Origin of the sequence: Bradyrhizobium sp. S3.2.6, from assembly GCF_040546885.1 — a bacterium.
Taxonomy (GTDB): Bacteria; Pseudomonadota; Alphaproteobacteria; order Rhizobiales; family Xanthobacteraceae; genus Bradyrhizobium; species Bradyrhizobium cytisi.
Genome location: NZ_JBEPOS010000001.1, coordinates 333364 through 348817 on the forward strand (window position 1 = coordinate 333364; position 15454 = coordinate 348817).

16 protein-coding genes and 1 tRNA gene are annotated in these 15454 nt (G+C 64.1%); 10 read left to right on the forward strand and 7 right to left on the reverse strand.

The window, feature by feature from the left end:
• Positions 1–6: 6 nt before the first annotated feature.
• The 5 genes from ugpE to ABID58_RS01660 all read right to left on the reverse strand — a co-directional run bounded on the left by ugpE (position 7) and on the right by ABID58_RS01660 (position 5130).
• Positions 7–855: a sn-glycerol-3-phosphate ABC transporter permease UgpE gene (gene ugpE, locus ABID58_RS01640; protein WP_148749064.1), complete on the reverse strand. Its 849-nt coding sequence runs from the start codon at positions 853–855 to the stop codon at positions 7–9.
• Positions 855–1736, reverse strand: coding sequence for a sn-glycerol-3-phosphate ABC transporter permease UgpA (gene ugpA, locus ABID58_RS01645; RefSeq protein ID WP_148749065.1), 882 nt, complete (start codon positions 1734–1736; stop codon positions 855–857). Before ugpA ends, ugpE begins: the two co-directional genes overlap by 1 nt.
• Before the next feature lie 54 nt (positions 1737–1790).
• On the reverse strand, positions 1791–3107 hold the full coding sequence (gene ugpB, locus ABID58_RS01650) for a sn-glycerol-3-phosphate ABC transporter substrate-binding protein UgpB (protein ID WP_148749066.1): 1317 nt from the start codon (positions 3105–3107) through the stop codon (positions 1791–1793).
• A gap of 220 nt (positions 3108–3327) precedes the next feature.
• Positions 3328–4530, reverse strand: a complete 1203-nt coding sequence (locus ABID58_RS01655; RefSeq protein WP_354031289.1) for a CaiB/BaiF CoA transferase family protein — start codon at positions 4528–4530, stop codon at positions 3328–3330.
• Between the two features lie 174 nt (positions 4531–4704).
• Entirely contained in the window at positions 4705–5130 is a 426-nt protein-coding gene (locus ABID58_RS01660) for an organic hydroperoxide resistance protein (protein WP_148749068.1), read from the reverse strand.
• A 157-nt stretch (positions 5131–5287) separates the two neighbouring features.
• On the opposite strand from ABID58_RS01660, the gene ABID58_RS01665 reads away from it, so the two are divergent.
• Complete coding sequence (locus ABID58_RS01665; RefSeq protein ID WP_187434605.1) at positions 5288–5746, forward strand: MarR family winged helix-turn-helix transcriptional regulator; 459 nt, start codon at positions 5288–5290, stop codon at positions 5744–5746.
• 74 nt (positions 5747–5820) lie between these two features.
• Here ABID58_RS01665 and ABID58_RS01670 read toward each other — a convergent pair.
• Together ABID58_RS01670 and ABID58_RS01675 are read right to left on the reverse strand one after the other, a co-directional pair.
• Positions 5821–5896: transfer RNA gene (locus tag ABID58_RS01670), tRNA-Ala, on the reverse strand.
• A gap of 91 nt (positions 5897–5987) precedes the next feature.
• The gene (locus tag ABID58_RS01675; RefSeq protein WP_148749070.1) at positions 5988–6398 is read right to left on the reverse strand and encodes a TIGR02300 family protein; all 411 of its coding nucleotides are present in this window, start codon (positions 6396–6398) and stop codon (positions 5988–5990) included.
• Between the two features lie 111 nt (positions 6399–6509).
• Here ABID58_RS01675 and aroA point away from each other — a divergent pair, with 111 nt between their 5' ends.
• From aroA to trpA, 9 genes are all read left to right on the forward strand, one after another.
• Positions 6510–7895: a 3-phosphoshikimate 1-carboxyvinyltransferase gene (aroA, locus tag ABID58_RS01680; protein ID WP_502916370.1), complete on the forward strand. Its 1386-nt coding sequence runs from the start codon at positions 6510–6512 to the stop codon at positions 7893–7895.
• On the forward strand, positions 7892–8530 hold the full coding sequence (gene cmk, locus ABID58_RS01685; RefSeq protein WP_148749072.1) for a (d)CMP kinase: 639 nt from the start codon (positions 7892–7894) through the stop codon (positions 8528–8530). Before aroA ends, cmk begins: the two co-directional genes overlap by 4 nt.
• Before the next feature lie 264 nt (positions 8531–8794).
• The gene (gene rpsA, locus ABID58_RS01690) at positions 8795–10501 is read left to right on the forward strand and encodes a 30S ribosomal protein S1 (RefSeq protein ID WP_148749073.1); all 1707 of its coding nucleotides are present in this window, start codon (positions 8795–8797) and stop codon (positions 10499–10501) included.
• 185 nt (positions 10502–10686) lie between these two features.
• On the forward strand, positions 10687–11667 hold the full coding sequence (sppA, locus tag ABID58_RS01695; RefSeq protein ID WP_354031291.1) for a signal peptide peptidase SppA: 981 nt from the start codon (positions 10687–10689) through the stop codon (positions 11665–11667).
• A 181-nt stretch (positions 11668–11848) separates the two neighbouring features.
• The gene (locus ABID58_RS01700) at positions 11849–12154 is read left to right on the forward strand and encodes an integration host factor subunit beta (protein ID WP_007598410.1); all 306 of its coding nucleotides are present in this window, start codon (positions 11849–11851) and stop codon (positions 12152–12154) included.
• A 71-nt stretch (positions 12155–12225) separates the two neighbouring features.
• Complete coding sequence (locus ABID58_RS01705; RefSeq protein ID WP_148749075.1) at positions 12226–12618, forward strand: lipopolysaccharide assembly protein LapA domain-containing protein; 393 nt, start codon at positions 12226–12228, stop codon at positions 12616–12618.
• A 65-nt stretch (positions 12619–12683) separates the two neighbouring features.
• Positions 12684–13343, forward strand: a complete 660-nt coding sequence (locus ABID58_RS01710; RefSeq protein WP_354031292.1) for a phosphoribosylanthranilate isomerase — start codon at positions 12684–12686, stop codon at positions 13341–13343.
• Positions 13340–14557 carry a tryptophan synthase subunit beta gene (trpB, locus tag ABID58_RS01715; protein WP_354031293.1) on the forward strand — a complete coding sequence of 406 codons (1218 nt, stop codon included), beginning with the start codon at positions 13340–13342 and terminating at the stop codon, positions 14555–14557. The genes ABID58_RS01710 and trpB overlap by 4 nt, the downstream gene beginning before the upstream one ends.
• Positions 14554–15390, forward strand: coding sequence for a tryptophan synthase subunit alpha (trpA, locus tag ABID58_RS01720; RefSeq protein ID WP_354031294.1), 837 nt, complete (start codon positions 14554–14556; stop codon positions 15388–15390). The genes trpB and trpA overlap by 4 nt, the downstream gene beginning before the upstream one ends.
• The last annotated feature ends 64 nt before the right edge of the window (positions 15391–15454 follow it).

Below are 15454 nucleotides of genomic sequence, written 5' to 3' on the forward strand. Positions count from 1 at the left end.
GACTCTCTACTTCTCCGTCTCGACCAGGCCGCGCACGAACAGTTTCTGCATGGCGACGACGACGAACACCGGCGGCAGCATGGCCAGCACGGCGGTCGCCATCACGATCGGCCATTCGGTCAGCGCATCGTTGGTGGTCATCATCTTGCGAATGCCGATCTGGATGGTCTGCATGTCGTCGCGGGTGGTGATCAGCAGCGGCCAGAGATATTGATTCCAGCCGAGGATGAAGAGGATCACGAACAGCGCGGCCATGTTGGTGCGCGACAGCGGCAACAGCGTATCCCAGAAGAAGCGCAAGGGGCCGGCGCCGTCGATGCGCGAGGCCTCCAGCAATTCATCCGGCACGGTCATGAAGAACTGGCGGAACAGCAGCGTTGCCGTGGCCGACGCGATCAGCGGCAGCGCGAGGCCGGCGTAGCTGTCGAGCATGTGCAGGTCGGCGACGATCTTGTAGGTCGGATAGATGCGGACCTCGACCGGCAGCATCAGCGTGATGAAGATGATCCAGAAGATCGGCATCCGAAAGGGAAAACGGAAATAGACGATCGCATAGGCGGAGATGATCGAGATCGCGATCTTGCCGATCGCGATCGCCAACGCCATCACCAGCGAGTTCAGCATCATGTTGCCGACGGGCTCGCGGGTCGAGCCGCTCGTGCCGACGAAGATGGTCTGGTAGTAGACCTCGAAGAAATGTCCGCCGGGCAACAGCGACATCTGCCCGTTGGCGATCAGCGCGTTGTCCTGGGTCGAGGCGACGAAGGCGACGTAGACCGGGAAGGCGACGATCGCGATCCCGATCCAGAGGATGATGTGGGCGATGTAGCGTCGAAAGCCCTCTTGCTCGACCATCAGTAGGTCACCTTGCGTTCGACGAAGCGGAACTGGATTCCGGTCAGCACGATGACCATGACCATCAGGATCACCGACTGCGCCGCGGAGCTGCCGAGGTTTCCGCCGATCAGGCCGTCGTTGTAGACCTTGTAGACCAGGGTCTCCGTCGACTTGCCGGGACCGCCGCGGGTCATGGTGTCGATGATGCCGAAGGTGTCGAAGAAGGCGTAGACGATGTTGACGACCAGCAGGAAGAAGATGGTCGGGGACAGCAGCGGGAAGGTCACGGTCCAGAACCGGCGCATCGGGCGCGCGCCGTCGATCGCAGCGGCCTCGAGCACGCTCTTCGGAATGCTCGCGAGCCCTGCGAGGAAGAACAAGAAATTATAGGAGATCTGCTTCCAGGCGGCGGCGAGGATGACCAGCGTCGCGGCCTGATTGCCGTCGAGCAGCGGATTCCATTCGATGCCGGCGGCGCGCAGATAGCGCGAGAGCACGCCGAGCGAGGGATGCAGCATGAAGACCCAGAGCACGCCGACCACGGGCGGCGCCACGGCATAGGGCCAGATCAGCAGCGTGCGGTAGACAGCGCCGCCGCGCATCGGCTTGTCCGCCATCACCGCGAGCAGCAGCGCCACGGAGAGCGAGGACGCCGCGATCGCAAACGAGAAGAAGAAGGTTCGGACGATCGTCTCGAAATAGGCGGGATCGCTCAACAGCTCGACATAATTCTCGAACCACACGAAGCTCGTCGAGAGGCCGAAAGCGTCCTGTAGCAGGAAGGACTGAATGACGGCCTGCACGGCCGGCCAGTAGAAGAAAATCAGAACGATCGCGAGTTGCGGCGCAACCAGCGCGTAGGGCAGCAGCTTTGATTGGAAAATCGCTTGCTTTTGCATGATGGGGTGGTGCCGGCGGGCCGCTCGTCGTGCGGTTCCGCCGGCGCCTTCGCCTTATTTTACGGCGGTCTTTTCGAACTGACGCAGCATCGTGTTGCCGCGCTCGACGGAGGCATCGAGCGCCTGCTTGGCGGTCTTCTTGCCGGCCAGTGCCTGCTCGATCTCTTCGGCCCAGACGTCACGCAGCTGAACCATGTTGCCAAGGCGCAGCCCGCGCGAGTTCTCGGTCGGCTCCTTGTTGGTCAGCTCGAGCAGCGGGGTCTCGAGATAGGGCTGATCCTTGTAGAAGCCCTCGGCCTTGGCCTTTTCGTAGGCGGCCTTGGTGATCGGCAGATAGCCCGAAGCCTTGTGGATGTAGACCTGACGATCGGTGTCCGAGAGGAAGGTCAGGAATTTGGCGATGCCCTTGTATTCGTCGGCCGACTTGCCGCCCATGACCCAGAGCGAAGCGCCGCCGATGATCGAGTTCTGCGGTGCGCCCTTGACGTCAGGATAATACGGCATCGGCGCAGCGGTGAAGTTGAACTTGGCCTGAGCCTTGACGTTGCCGAAGAAGGCCGACGAGGTCAGGTAGATCGCGCACTCACCCGAGGTGAAGCGGCCTTCGCCCTGGTTGGTGCGGCCGGCGTAGTCGTAGGTCTTGTCCTTCTGCAGCTCGACCAGCTTCTCGAGATGCTTCTCCTGCAGCGGCGCGTTGAACTCGAGCTTGGTGTCGAAGCCGTCGAGGCCGTTCGCCTTGCTGGCGAGCGGCACGTTGTGCCAGGCGGAGAGCTGCTCGAGATTGACCCAGGTGACCCAGGAGTTGGAGAAGCCGCAGGTCGGATGGCCGTTGTCGTGCAGCTTCTTGGCGACCTCGAACACTTCCGGCCAGGTCTTCGGGATCTCTGCGTTGACCTTCTTCAGCTCGTCGAGGTTGACCCACATGACGGTCGACGACGAGTTGAAGGGGAAGGACAGCATCTCGCCCTTCGAGGTCGAATAGTAGCCGGTGATCGCGGACAGATAATTCTTCGGATCGAACTTCTCGCCGGCATCGGTCATCAGCTTGTAGACGGGCTTCACGGCGCCGGTCGCGGCCATCATGGTCGCGGTGCCGACTTCGAACACCTGCATGATGTGCGGGGCGTTGCCGGCGCGGAACGCGGCGATGCCGGCGTTCATGGTGTCGGGATAGCTGCCCTTGTAGGTCGGGATGACCTTGTAGTCGCTCTGCGACGCATTGAAGTCGTTGGCGAGCTTGACGATGACGTCGTTATTCGCGCCTGTCATCGCGTGCCACCACTGGATTTCAGTCACGGCCAGCGCCGGCGAAGCCGTCATGCCAACCGCAAATGCAACAGCGGCAGCCGCCCCAAAATATCGAAGAGCCATCAAGTACCTCCCTTGGCCGTCAAAAAGAAGCGCTTGCGCTAGCAGCGCCACATGACGTTCACATGACTGTGTAAGCGGCCGAAACGAAAGCAGCAAGCGCTGCCAAAAGGGAAGCCATCAAATAGGCGAAGACGCGCGCTCGGGCAGCCTCCTCCGTCCGCAGTGTGCATGCGTGCCCGTGCCGCACTGCGGCATTTGCTTGGGTGACGAGGCGAGGGCCCTAGCGCTTGCGCTCGGGCCCGCAGACTACGCCGCTCTCGACCATCGCGTCGATCTCCGCCTTTGAGTAGCCGAACTCGCCTAGCACCTCCTGGGAGTGCTGGCTGAATTTCGGTGGCAGGCGGCGTAGGCTCGGCTTGCTGCGATCGAGCCGGATCGGCGAGGCCACGCCCTTGTACCAGTCCTTCTCGATGACATCGCCGCGCGCGATCGTGTGCGGGTTGGTCAACGCCTGGTCGATCTTCTGCACCGGGCCCGCGGGCAGGCCCGCAGCCAGCAGGCGATTGCACAGCGGCTCGGCCTCGTGCTGGCTGAACACCGCGGCAAGCTCTACGCGCAGCGCGTCGCGGTTGGCGATGCGGTCCTTGTTGCGGGCAAAGCGCGGATCAGTGCCGAGCTCGGGCTTACCGATCTCCTTGGCGAGCTTGCGGAAGGTGCCGTCATTGCCGACGCCGATGAAGATGTCGTCGGTCCTGGTCGGGAAGATCGCGTAGGGCACGAGGTTGGGATGCTCGTTGCCGGTGAGGCCGGGCGGCTTGCCATGCATGAAATAATTCGCGGTGTGCGGATGCATGATGGCGAGGCCGGTCTCGTACAGCGTCGTCTCCAGGAACTGGCCCTTGCCGGAGCGCTGCCGCTCGGACAGCGCCATCAGGATGCCGATCGCTGCGTAAAGACCGGTGGTGATGTCGACCAGCGGCACGCCGATCCGCATCGGCCCGCTCTCCGGCGAGCCGGTCGCCGCGATCATGCCGGTCATGGCCTGGATGATGGCGTCATAGCCGGGATTGCCGCCGCGCGGCCCGTCGGCGCCGAAGCCGCAGATCCGGCAATGCACCAGGCGCGGGAATTTCTGGCTGAGCACGTCGTTGCCGATGCCCCATTTCTCCAGCGTGCCCGGCTTGAAATTCTCGATCAGGACGTCGGCCGTCTCCAGCATCTTGAGCAGCACGACACGGCCGCCTTCGGAGGCGAGGTCGAGGCCGATGGAGCGCTTGTTGCGGTTGATGCCGACGAAATAGGCCGCGTCTTCCTCGTGGAAGGGAGGGCCCCAGTCGCGCACCTCGTCGCCTGCCGGCGGCTCGACCTTGATCACGTCGGCGCCATGGTCGGCGAGGATCTGGGTGCAGTAGGGACCGCCGAGCACGCGCGTGAGATCGACGACGCGCAGTCCGCTCATTGCGCCCAAAACGGCTTCAGTCATGCCTTCGCTTCCCCTGTGTCGACGTCTGATCACAGGCCTAGCGAGGTTCGTCCAGGCCAGCAATGGCTTGCCGCGTGGGGGCGTATGCGTCGCCGCGCAATCCCGCGGCGCGGCAGATCTGGCGGAAGCGGCCGGCCCAAGGGGGATCTCGGGCCAGCCAAATCCACCGTCAGATCAGACGACCGTCAGGCGGACGTCGACATTGCCGCGCGTCGCGTTGGAGTACGGGCACACCTGATGTGCCTTCTCGACCAGCGCCTCGGCGTCGGCGCGGGATAGCCCCGGCAGCGAGACGGCCAGATCGATGTCGAGGCCGAAGCCGCCTTCCGAGCGCGGGCCGATGCCGACGGTCGAGGTGACGGAGGCGTCGGCGGGAACCTTCGGGCCGCCCTGCGACGACACGAACTTCATCGCGCCGATGAAGCAGGCGGCATAGCCGGCCGCAAACAGCTGCTCGGGATTGTTGCCGGCGCCGCCGCCGCCGCCGAGCTCCTTCGGTGTGGTGAGCTTGACGTCGAGTGCGCCGTCGAGGGTCGCGGCGTGGCCGTCACGGCCGCCGGTGGCTTTTGCGCTGGTCTTGTAGAGGACGTTCACGGACATTTTCGTCTCCTCAGGGGTCTTCGGGTTGGGGTGGCGCCTGTATCGCAAACAATTAGATTGTGCGCAATTGAAATTTGCATGCCTCACATTTAATTGTTCGCAATTGAATGTCGGCCCGCCCGGTCCCACAATGCGGGTCAATCACGTGAGATTCTCTATGGCCCGGAAATTATCGACCCTGGATCCGCAACGCCTCGACAACCAGATCTGCTTCGCCGTCTATTCAGCCGCGCATGCCTTCAACCGCGTCTACAAGCCGCTGCTCGACCGGCTCGGCCTGACCTATCCGCAATATCTGGTGATGCTGGTGCTGTGGGAACGCGACGACGTGCCACTGAAGGATATCGGCGAAAAGCTGTTTCTGGATTCGGGCACGCTAACGCCGCTGCTCAAGCGACTCGAAGCCGCGCACCTCGTCAAGCGCACGCGCTCCAGCGAGGACGAGCGTCAGGTCCTGATCGCGCTGACGCCGCAGGGGCACGCCCTGAAGGACAAGGCGCGCAGCGTGCCGCAGTCGATCCTGGCCGCGTCGGACTGCTCGGTGCCGGAGCTGGTCGCAATGAAGGACGAGATCGTCGCGCTGCGCGATCGGCTGAATGCGGTGATTGGGGAGTAGGTCGCTAAAGCCCGGCCTCGCTACGAGGGACTTCCCGGGCTTGCCCAGCCGAAGCTCGCGAAGCGAGCGAAGGCTGGTGGAGCCAGGCGGGATCGAACCGCCGACCTCTTGCATGCCATGCAAGCGCTCTCCCAGCTGAGCTATGGCCCCTTAAGTCCTGGGACGATCCTGGTGGATCACTCCCGACCGGCGAGCCTGGTGACTCGCGCGGTGCACCCTTTTTCACAGATCAGGGCTGATCTCAAGTCTCTTCATCGCCTCCGACATCACCAATGATGTCGGTCACGTCCTCATCGCCTTCTTCTTCGTCGGCAATGAAGGTCGAATCATCGTCATCGTCGTCGTCGATGGTCTCGTCGACCTCGATATCGTCCTCGGATTCGGGGACGACGGCCTTGACCTTGCCGGTGTTCTCCTCGGCATCAGCCTCCTCGAGCGAGACCTCTTCGACCTCGGCCGGCTCCGGCGTGGTGTCCGCGGCTGCTGCAGCGTGGCGGGCTTCGGCGCCGCGCGGTACACGCGCCGGCGCCACGGGCGCGATCGGGACCACTTCGCCGGTATAGGGCGAGATCACCGGAGTCTTGTTGAGGTCGTAGAACTTCTTGCCCGTAGTCGGGCAAATACGTTTGGTTCCGAGTTCGGACTTGGCCACGGCAGAGGAATCCTGGGATGTCTGAAAAGCGGTGTTTCACTTGGCTAGTTGGCGGCCCGCTGTCAATAGCGCATTACGAGAGAAAGACATGCTCGTGACGGCGGAGGGACCATGTGGTACCTGCCCGCAGCCTCTTCGGACGCATTCGAGGACACAATCTTGACCCATTCCGACAAGCCGACGCCGCTCAAGTCGCGCGCAAGCGGTCCCCTGACCGGAAAAGTACGGGTGCCCGGGGACAAGTCGATCTCCCACCGCGCCCTCATCCTGGGCGCGCTGGCTGTCGGCGAGACCCGGATTTCAGGCCTTTTGGAGGGCGAGGACGTCCTCAACACCGCCAAATCCATGCAGGCGCTCGGCGCCAAGGTCGAGCGCACCGGCGATTTCGCCTGGACGGTGCAGGGCGTCGGCGTCGGAGGCTTTGCCCAGCCCAAGGCCGCGCTGGATTTCGGCAACTCCGGCACCGGCTGCCGGCTGGTCATGGGCGCCGTCGCCGGTTGCCCGATCTCGGCGGTGTTCGACGGCGATGCCTCGCTGCGCAGCCGCCCGATGCGCCGGATCCTCGATCCGCTGGAAAAAATGGGCGCCAGGGTCGCTTCTACCGCTGAGGGTGGCCGCCTGCCGCTGACCGTCCAGGGCGCGCGTGATCCGCTGCCGATCACCTACAAGACTCCGGTCGCCTCGGCCCAGATCAAGTCGGCGGTGCTGCTGGCGGGCTTGTCTGCGCCGGGCACCACCACCGTGATCGAGAGCGAGGCCAGCCGCGATCACACCGAGCTGATGCTGAAGCATTTTGGCGCGGATATCACCTCGGTCGTCGAGGGCGCTCACGGCCGCCGCATCACGCTGGTCGGCCAGCCCGAGCTGCATGGCGCCACCGTCATCGTGCCCGCCGATCCGTCCTCAGCGGCATTTCCGGTCGTCGCGGCGCTGATCGTCGAAGGCTCCGATGTCGTTCTTTCGGACGTGATGACCAATCCGCTTCGGACTGGCCTTTTTACGACGCTGCGTGAAATGGGCGCTTCCATCGAGGAAAGCAAAGTGCGCGGCGACGCCGGCGAGCCGATGGCGCAGTTGCGTGTGCGCGCGTCAAAACTGCGCGGCGTCGAGGTACCGCCGGAACGCGCGCCCTCAATGATCGATGAATATCTGGTGCTGGCGGTCGCGGCTTCGTTCGCCGAAGGCACGACCATCATGCGCGGCCTGCAGGAGCTGCGCGTCAAGGAATCCGATCGACTCGAGGCCACCGCGGACATGCTCCGCGTCAACGGCGTGAAAGTCACGGTCTCCGGCGACGATCTGATCGTCGAGGGCCGCGGCCACGTCCCCGGCGGCGGCACGGTCGCCACGCATATGGACCACCGTATCGCGATGTCGGCGCTGGTGATGGGCTGCGCGTCCGATCAGCCGGTGACGGTCGACGACACCGCTTTCATCGCCACCAGTTTTCCGGACTTCATTCCGATGATGCGGTCGCTAGGGGCCGAGTTTTCATGATCATCGCCATTGATGGACCCGCGGCCTCGGGCAAGGGCACGCTCGGCAAGCGCCTCGCCCATCATTACGGCTATCGTCACCTCGATACCGGCGTGATCTATCGTGCGGTCGCCTACGCCCTGATGCAGTCCGGCCATGATCTCCGGGACGAGGCGGCTGCAGTGCAGGCCGCGCTGGAACTCGATCCCGAAAAGTTCGGCAATCCCGCCCTCAAGACCCAGGCGGCCGGCGAAGGCGCCTCCATCGTTTCGGCGATCCCCAGGGTTCGCGAGGTCCTGCTCAATTTCCAGCGGCAATTCGCCGCCGGTCCGCCCGGCGCGGTGCTGGATGGCCGGGACATTGGAACCGTGATCTGCCCCGATGCCGACGTGAAGATTTTCGTCGTGGCTGATCCAAAAGTCCGCGCCCGCCGCCGCACCATGGAGGCGAGGGCGCGGGGCGAGGAGGCGGACGAGGCTGCGGTGCTCGCCGACATCATCCAGCGCGACGAACGGGACAAGAACAGGTCAATTGCGCCTTTGAAACCGGCCGCGGATGCTTACTTGCTAGATAACTCCCAACTGGATATAGAAGGCGGCGTCCGGGCCGCCATCGACATTATCGAGGCCGTCCGAGCGGGCCGGTCGCGGGGTTAAGCCGCAGCCGTCATTGGAGGAAGCGCCCGCTCCCGCTCTTTGAGGTCGATACTCTCGGTCCCTGTTTGGGGCCGACGTGATCCAGGCTCCGGACAAAAGATTCCACGTATCGCACGTGCGGGCCCAGCCGGCCCGCTTCCGCTGTTCCGGCTTCAGGCCGGAGCAGCGAGCGGTCGCCCGAAGGTTTTGTGGACCTTCCGACACTGCACGTCCGATACGCCCAAAAACCCAACGGCCGGCAAGACATCCGCAACTGGAGAACAAATGGCTTCGATTTCCGCTGATACCTATAGCCCCTCGCGTGACGATTTCGCCGCGATGCTCGACGAGTCCTTTGCAGGTGGCAACCTGCAGGAGAGCTCCGTCGTCAAGGGCAAGGTGGTTGCAATTGAAAAGGACATGGCCGTCATCGACGTCGGCCTGAAGACCGAAGGCCGCGTTGCGCTGCGCGAATTTTCCGGCCCCGGCCGTGACAGCGAGATCAAGGTTGGCGACGAGGTGGAAGTGTTCCTCGATCGCATCGAGAACGCCCTCGGCGAGGCCGTGCTGTCGCGCGACAAGGCGCGCCGCGAGGAGAGCTGGGGCAAGCTAGAGAAGGCGTTCCAGAACAACGAGAAGGTCACGGGCGTCATCTTCAACCAGGTCAAGGGCGGCTTCACCGTCGACCTCGACGGTGCCGTTGCCTTCCTGCCGCGCTCGCAGGTCGACATCCGTCCGATCCGTGACGTTGCGCCGCTGATGAACAACGCGCAGCCGTTCCAGATCCTCAAGATGGACCGCCGTCGCGGCAACATCGTCGTCTCCCGCCGCACGGTTCTGGAAGAGACCCGCGCCGAGCAGCGTCAGGAGCTGGTGCAGAATCTCGAAGAGGGTCAGGTCATCGACGGCGTGGTCAAGAACATCACCGATTACGGTGCGTTCGTTGACCTCGGCGGAATCGACGGCCTGCTGCACGTCACCGACATCGCGTGGCGCCGCGTCAACCACCCGACCGAGGTGCTCTCGATCGGCCAGACCGTGAAAGTCAAGATCATCAAGATCAACCACGAGACGCACCGCATCTCGCTGGGCATGAAGCAGCTGCTGGACGATCCGTGGCAGGGCATCGAAGCCAAGTACCCGCTGGGTGCCCGCTTCACCGGCCGTGTCACCAACATCACCGACTACGGTGCGTTCGTCGAGCTCGAGCCGGGCATCGAAGGCCTGATCCACGTCTCCGAGATGTCGTGGACCAAGAAGAACATGCACCCCGGCAAGATCGTGTCGACCTCGCAGGAAGTCGATGTGCAGGTGCTGGAAGTCGATTCCGTCAAGCGCCGCATCTCGCTCGGCCTCAAGCAGACCATGCGCAACCCCTGGGAGGTCTTCGTCGAAGGTCACCCGACCGGTTCGACCGTCGAGGGCGAGGTCAAGAACAAGACCGAGTTCGGCCTGTTCCTGGGTCTCGAAGGCGACGTCGACGGGATGGTCCATCTCTCCGACCTCGACTGGAAGCTTCCGGGCGAGCAGGTGATCGACAACTACAAGAAGGGCGACGTGGTGAAAGCCGTGGTGCTCGATGTGGACGTCGAGAAGGAGCGCATCTCGCTCGGCATCAAGCAGCTCGAAGGCGACCCCTTCGCCGAGCCGGGCGATGTCAAGAAGGGCGCGGTCGTGACCTGCGAAGTGCTCGAAGTGAAGGAGAGCGGCATCGAGGTGAAGATCGCCGGTACCGACTTCACCACCTTCGTCAAGCGCTCGGAGCTCGCGCGTGACCGCAACGACCAGCGCGCCGAACGCTTTGCCGTCGGCGAGAAGGTCGATGCCCGCGTGATCCAGTTCGACAAGAAGGCCCGCAAGGTCCAGGTGTCGATCAAGGCGCTCGAAGTCGCCGAAGAAAAGGAAGCCATCGCGCAGTACGGCTCCTCGGATTCGGGTGCGACGCTCGGCGACATCCTGGGCACCGCGCTCAAGAACCGCGACAGCAAGTAAGCGAAACGCTTCTTTTCGCTGACATCAAAGCCCCGGCGCGAGCCGGGGCTTTTTTGCTGCGGCTCCGTTCGGGCGACGCGGGGCCTTGTTTTCTTCAAATTGCGCCGCAATTGATGTATCCAGACAAGCCATTGGTCACGTTGTGACGGCACAACGCCAGCGGCCTTTCATTTGGAGATATTCCGATGTCGCTCGATTCGGACATCATCGTCGATCGCCGCAGGATCCGCCGCAAGCTGACGTTCTGGCGCGTGATGGCCGCGCTGATCGCGATCGCTGCGATCGCGGGCTTTGCATTGATCGCAACACCCGGCGCGCGCGGCACCTTCGCTACCGCCGGCTCGATCGCGCGTGTGCAGATCGATGGCCTGATCCGCAGCGATTCCGACCGCACGCAGGCGCTGGAGCGGCTGGAGACTTCTCAGGCCGCCGCCGTCATCGTTCACGTCAACTCGCCGGGCGGCACCACCGCCGGCTCCGAGCAGCTGTATGACTCGCTCACCCGGCTGAAGGCGAAGAAACCGCTGGTCGTCGTGGTCGAGGGTCTCGCCGCCTCCGGCGGCTACATCACCGCCATTGCCAGCGATCACATCATCGCCCAGCAGAGCTCGCTGGTCGGCTCGATCGGCGTGCTGTTCCAGTTTCCCAACGTCTCGGACCTCCTGAAGACCATCGGTGTCAAGGTCGAGGAAGTGAAGTCCACGCCGCTGAAGGCCGCGCCCAACGGTTTTGAGCCGACCAGCCCCGAGGCCCGGGCCGCGCTGGATGCGCTGGTGAAGGATTCCTATGCCTGGTTCAAGGATCTGGTGAAGCAGCGCCGTGGCATGGATGACACGCAGCTCGAAAAAGTCGTCGATGGCCGCGTCTTCACCGGACGCCAGGCGATCGATCTCAAGCTGATCGATCAGCTCGGCGACGAGAAAACCGCCGTGACCTGGCTCGAGGAGCAGAAGGGCGTCAAGAAGGGTCTCAGCGTGCGCGATTACAAGCTCGAGCCACGCTTTGGCGACCTGACGTTCCTCAAGACGGCAGCCGCGGTGACGCTGGAAGCGCTTGGATTCGGCTCGATTGCACACCAAATCGCGCAAACCGGCGTCGTGCAGGCGGTCGATCGCGTCGGGTTGGATGGAATGCTGGCCCTGTGGCAGCCGGCTGCGTCGAATTGACCGGAAAGGCGGGAACAACGCGAGCTCAAGAGCTTTTTCCCGTCTCGCGGGTAGCTGCGCAGCCCGCTTTTTCGGCATTTGTCACGCATTTTCACGACGCTCAAGCTTCATTTAGCGTCTTGACAGATCAAGGCATTTTCACGGAAATGGTCATCCGCACGCTCCCGGGTCCTATCTCTCGATGATCAAATCCGAACTTGTTCAGCGTATCGCCGAGCACAACCCGCATCTGTACCAGCGGGATGTCGAGAACATTGTGAATGCGATTCTCGAGGAGATCGTAGCGGCACTCGCACGCGGCGACCGCGTCGAGCTGCGCGGCTTCGGCGCTTTCTCGGTGAAGCACCGCCCTGCGCGCGCCGGCCGCAATCCACGTACCGGCGCCCATGTCCCCGTCGATCAGAAGAGCGTTCCGTTCTTCAAGACCGGCAAGGAAATGCGCGAGCGGTTGAACCGCGATCATCCGGATCCTGGCGCGCCGGATTAAGTCTGTCGTCCGGGCTTAACCGAACGGCCGCATGATGCGGCAGCAAGCTTGATTCAAGACGAGCGCTCGCGATGCGAAAGTTCCTGACCGCGCTGATCGTGATTCCGCTGGCCCTCATCCTGTTGACCTTTGCGGTCGCCAACCGGCATTTCGTCACCGTCTCGTTCGATCCCTTTATGGCGGCCGATCCGGCCCTGTCGGTCACGCTGCCGCTGTTCCTGCTGCTGATCCTGGTCGCTGCTTTGGGCGTGATCGCCGGCGGCTGCGCGGTCTGGTTCGGCCAGCGGCACTGGCGGCGCGCCGCACGCCGGCACGAGGCGGATGCACGGGCCGCCCGGGGCGAGCTGGCCGATCTGCGGGCCCAGACGGCCCCGGCCAAGCCCGAGTCCCGGCACCTTCCGGTGCCATCAGGGGTAGGCCTTTACGGGGCCATCGGGCGAGACAAGCAGCGCGCGACGTTGTAGAAGCGGCCCGGACTGAAAAACCCGTTTTCCGGCCGCCGCTTGCGGCCTCCACCCGCTTTGAGATCATGTCCCTGCTCGTCAAAATCTGCGGCCTGTCCACACGCGAGACGCTCGAAACGGCGCTCGACGCGGGCGCGGACATGGTGGGGTTCGTGTTCTTCCCGCCGTCGCCGCGGCATGTCTCGCTGGAGACGGGGCGCGATCTCGGCCGCCAGGTGAAGGGGCGTGCGCTCAAGGTCGCGCTCACCGTCGATGCCGACGACGCCACGTTCGACAACATCATGGATGCGCTGTCGCCCGACATATTGCAGCTCCACGGCCAAGAGAGCGCCGCGCGGCTGCGCGACATCAAGCAGAAGTTCGGCCGCCCGGTGATGAAAGCGGTGCCGGTCGCAACATCAGCCGATCTCGCCGTGCTGCCCGGCTATGCCGCGGTCGCCGACCGCATCCTGTTCGACGCGCGCGCGCCAAAGGATGCGACGCGCCCCGGCGGCCTGGGCGCAGCCTTCGATTGGCACCTGCTGGAACATCTCGATCTCAAATTGCCTTACATGGTCTCGGGCGGGCTTGACGCCGACAACGTCGCCGAAGCCCTCCGCGTCACGGGCGCCGGTGGCGCCGACGTGTCCTCGGGTGTCGAGAGCGCGCCTGGCGTCAAGGATCCCGAGCTGATCAAGGCCTTCATTCGCGCCGCGCGCGCCACGCAAGAGTTGAGCGTCCGATGAACATCGCCAAGCCAAATTCCTACCGCAGCGGCCCCGACGAGCGCGGCCATTTCGGCATTTTCGGCGGACGCTTCGTCGCCGAAACCTTGATGCCGCTGATCCTCGATCTGGAGAAGGCCTACACCGCGGCCAAGGCCGATCCGGCCTTCCAGGCCGAGATGAACGGCTATCTCAAGAACTATGTCGGCCGGCCCTCGCCACTTTATTTCGCCGAGCGCCTCACCGAGCATCTCGGCGGCGCCAAGATTTACCTCAAGCGCGAAGAGCTCAACCACACCGGTTCGCACAAGGTGAACAACGTGCTCGGCCAGATCATGCTGGCGCGGCGCATGGGCAAGAAGCGCATCATCGCCGAGACCGGTGCCGGCCAGCACGGCGTCGCCACCGCGACGCTGTGCGCGCGCTTCGGCCTCGAATGCGTGGTCTATATGGGCGCCGTCGACGTCGAGCGGCAGCAGCCCAACGTCATCCGCATGGAGATGCTGGGCGCAACGGTGCATCCGGTGCGGTCGGGCACCCGCACGCTCAAGGACGCCATGAACGAGGCGCTGCGCGACTGGGTCACCAACGTGCACAACACCTTCTACTGCATCGGCACCGTCGCGGGTCCGCATCCCTATCCGACGCTGGTGCGCGACTTCCAGTCCATCATCGGCAACGAGACCAAGGTGCAGATGCAGGAGGTCGAAGGCCGGCTGCCGGACTCGCTGGTCGCCTGCATCGGCGGCGGCTCGAACGCGATGGGCCTGTTCCATCCGTTCCTCGACGATTCCTCCGTCGAAATCTTTGGCGTCGAAGCCGCGGGCCACGGGCTCACGCAATTGCATGCCGCTTCGATTGCGGGCGGCCGTCCCGGCGTGCTGCACGGCAACCGCACTTATCTCCTGATGGACGCGGACGGCCAGATCCAGGACGCGCATTCGATCTCGGCCGGCCTCGACTATCCCGGCATCGGCCCGGAGCATTCCTGGCTGCACGAGATCGGCCGCGTCAATTATCTCTCCGCGACCGATGACGAGGCGCTCGCCGCGTTCCAGCTGCTCTCGAAGCTCGAAGGCATCATCCCGGCGCTCGAGCCCGCGCACGCCATCGCCAAGGTGATGGAGCTCGCGCCGAAACGGCCAAGAGATCACCTGATGGTCGTCAATCTCTCCGGCCGCGGCGACAAGGACGTCCCGCAGGTCGGCGACATCCTGAAGGGCAAGACCAAGTGACCACGCGTATCGACACCCGTTTCGCCGAGCTGAAAAAAGCCGGCCGCTCGGCCTTCGTCACTTTCGTGATGGCCGGCGATCCCGATCCGGCTACGTCGCTCGAGATCATCAAGGCGTTGCCGAAATCGGGCGCCGACGTGATCGAGCTCGGCATGCCCTTCACCGATCCGATGGCCGATGGCCCGTCGATCCAGGCCGCGGGCTTGCGCGCGCTCAAGGTCGGCATGACGCTGAGGAAGACGCTCGATCTGGTGCGTGACTTCCGCAGGGACGACAATGCGACGCCGATCGTGCTGATGGGCTATTACAATCCGATCTACATCTACGGCGTCGACAAGTTCCTGGTCGATGCGAAGGCCGCCGGCATCGATGGGCTGATCATCGTCGATTTGCCGCCGGAAGAGGATGATGAGCTCTGCCTGCCCGCGATGAAGGCCGGCCTCAACTTCATTCGCCTGGCGACGCCGACGACCGACGACAAGCGCCTGCCGGCGGTGCTCGCCAACACCTCGGGCTTTGTCTACTACGTCGCCATCACCGGCATCACCGGTGCGGCTGCGGCGGACGCGACCGCCGTGAGCGGGGCGGTTGCCCGCATCAAGCGCCACACCAAATTGCCGGTCTGCGTCGGCTTCGGCATCCGCACGCCGGAGAACGCCCAGGCTATTGCCTCGCATGCCGACGGGGCCGTGGTCGGCACCGCGCTGATCGATGCGCTCAAGAACAGCCTCGATGCCGGGGGCCGCGCAACCGCCAAAACCGTTAACGCCGTGGCTGAGCTGACCGCGGCGCTGGCCCAGGGCGTCAAGGGCGCGAAACAAGCGGCCGAATAGGCCATAATTCCGCTGCCAAAGCGGACGACACGGCGGCTTGCCGGGCAGAGGCCCGGCCGCCATA

Excerpts from the sequence above, each read along its gene's own strand:
- ugpB (WP_148749066.1), bottom strand. The coding sequence starts at position 3,107 with ATGGCTCTTCGATATTTTGGGGCGGCTGCCGCTGTTGCATTTGCGGTT.
- ABID58_RS01660 (WP_148749068.1), bottom strand. The coding sequence starts at position 5,130 with ATGTCCGTGAACGTCCTCTACAAGACCAGCGCAAAAGCCACCGGCGGC.
- aroA (WP_502916370.1), top strand. The coding sequence starts at position 6,510 with ATGTGGTACCTGCCCGCAGCCTCTTCGGACGCATTCGAGGACACAATC.
- sppA (WP_354031291.1), top strand. The coding sequence starts at position 10,687 with ATGTCGCTCGATTCGGACATCATCGTCGATCGCCGCAGGATCCGCCGC.
- ugpE (WP_148749064.1), bottom strand. The coding sequence starts at position 855 with ATGGTCGAGCAAGAGGGCTTTCGACGCTACATCGCCCACATCATCCTC.
- ugpA (WP_148749065.1), bottom strand. The coding sequence starts at position 1,736 with ATGCAAAAGCAAGCGATTTTCCAATCAAAGCTGCTGCCCTACGCGCTG.
- ABID58_RS01705 (WP_148749075.1), top strand. The coding sequence starts at position 12,226 with ATGCGAAAGTTCCTGACCGCGCTGATCGTGATTCCGCTGGCCCTCATC.
- ABID58_RS01710 (WP_354031292.1), top strand. The coding sequence starts at position 12,684 with ATGTCCCTGCTCGTCAAAATCTGCGGCCTGTCCACACGCGAGACGCTC.
- cmk (WP_148749072.1), top strand. The coding sequence starts at position 7,892 with ATGATCATCGCCATTGATGGACCCGCGGCCTCGGGCAAGGGCACGCTC.
- rpsA (WP_148749073.1), top strand. The coding sequence starts at position 8,795 with ATGGCTTCGATTTCCGCTGATACCTATAGCCCCTCGCGTGACGATTTC.
- ABID58_RS01700 (WP_007598410.1), top strand. The coding sequence starts at position 11,849 with ATGATCAAATCCGAACTTGTTCAGCGTATCGCCGAGCACAACCCGCAT.
- ABID58_RS01665 (WP_187434605.1), top strand. The coding sequence starts at position 5,288 with ATGGCCCGGAAATTATCGACCCTGGATCCGCAACGCCTCGACAACCAG.
- ABID58_RS01655 (WP_354031289.1), bottom strand. The coding sequence starts at position 4,530 with ATGACTGAAGCCGTTTTGGGCGCAATGAGCGGACTGCGCGTCGTCGAT.
- trpB (WP_354031293.1), top strand. The coding sequence starts at position 13,340 with ATGAACATCGCCAAGCCAAATTCCTACCGCAGCGGCCCCGACGAGCGC.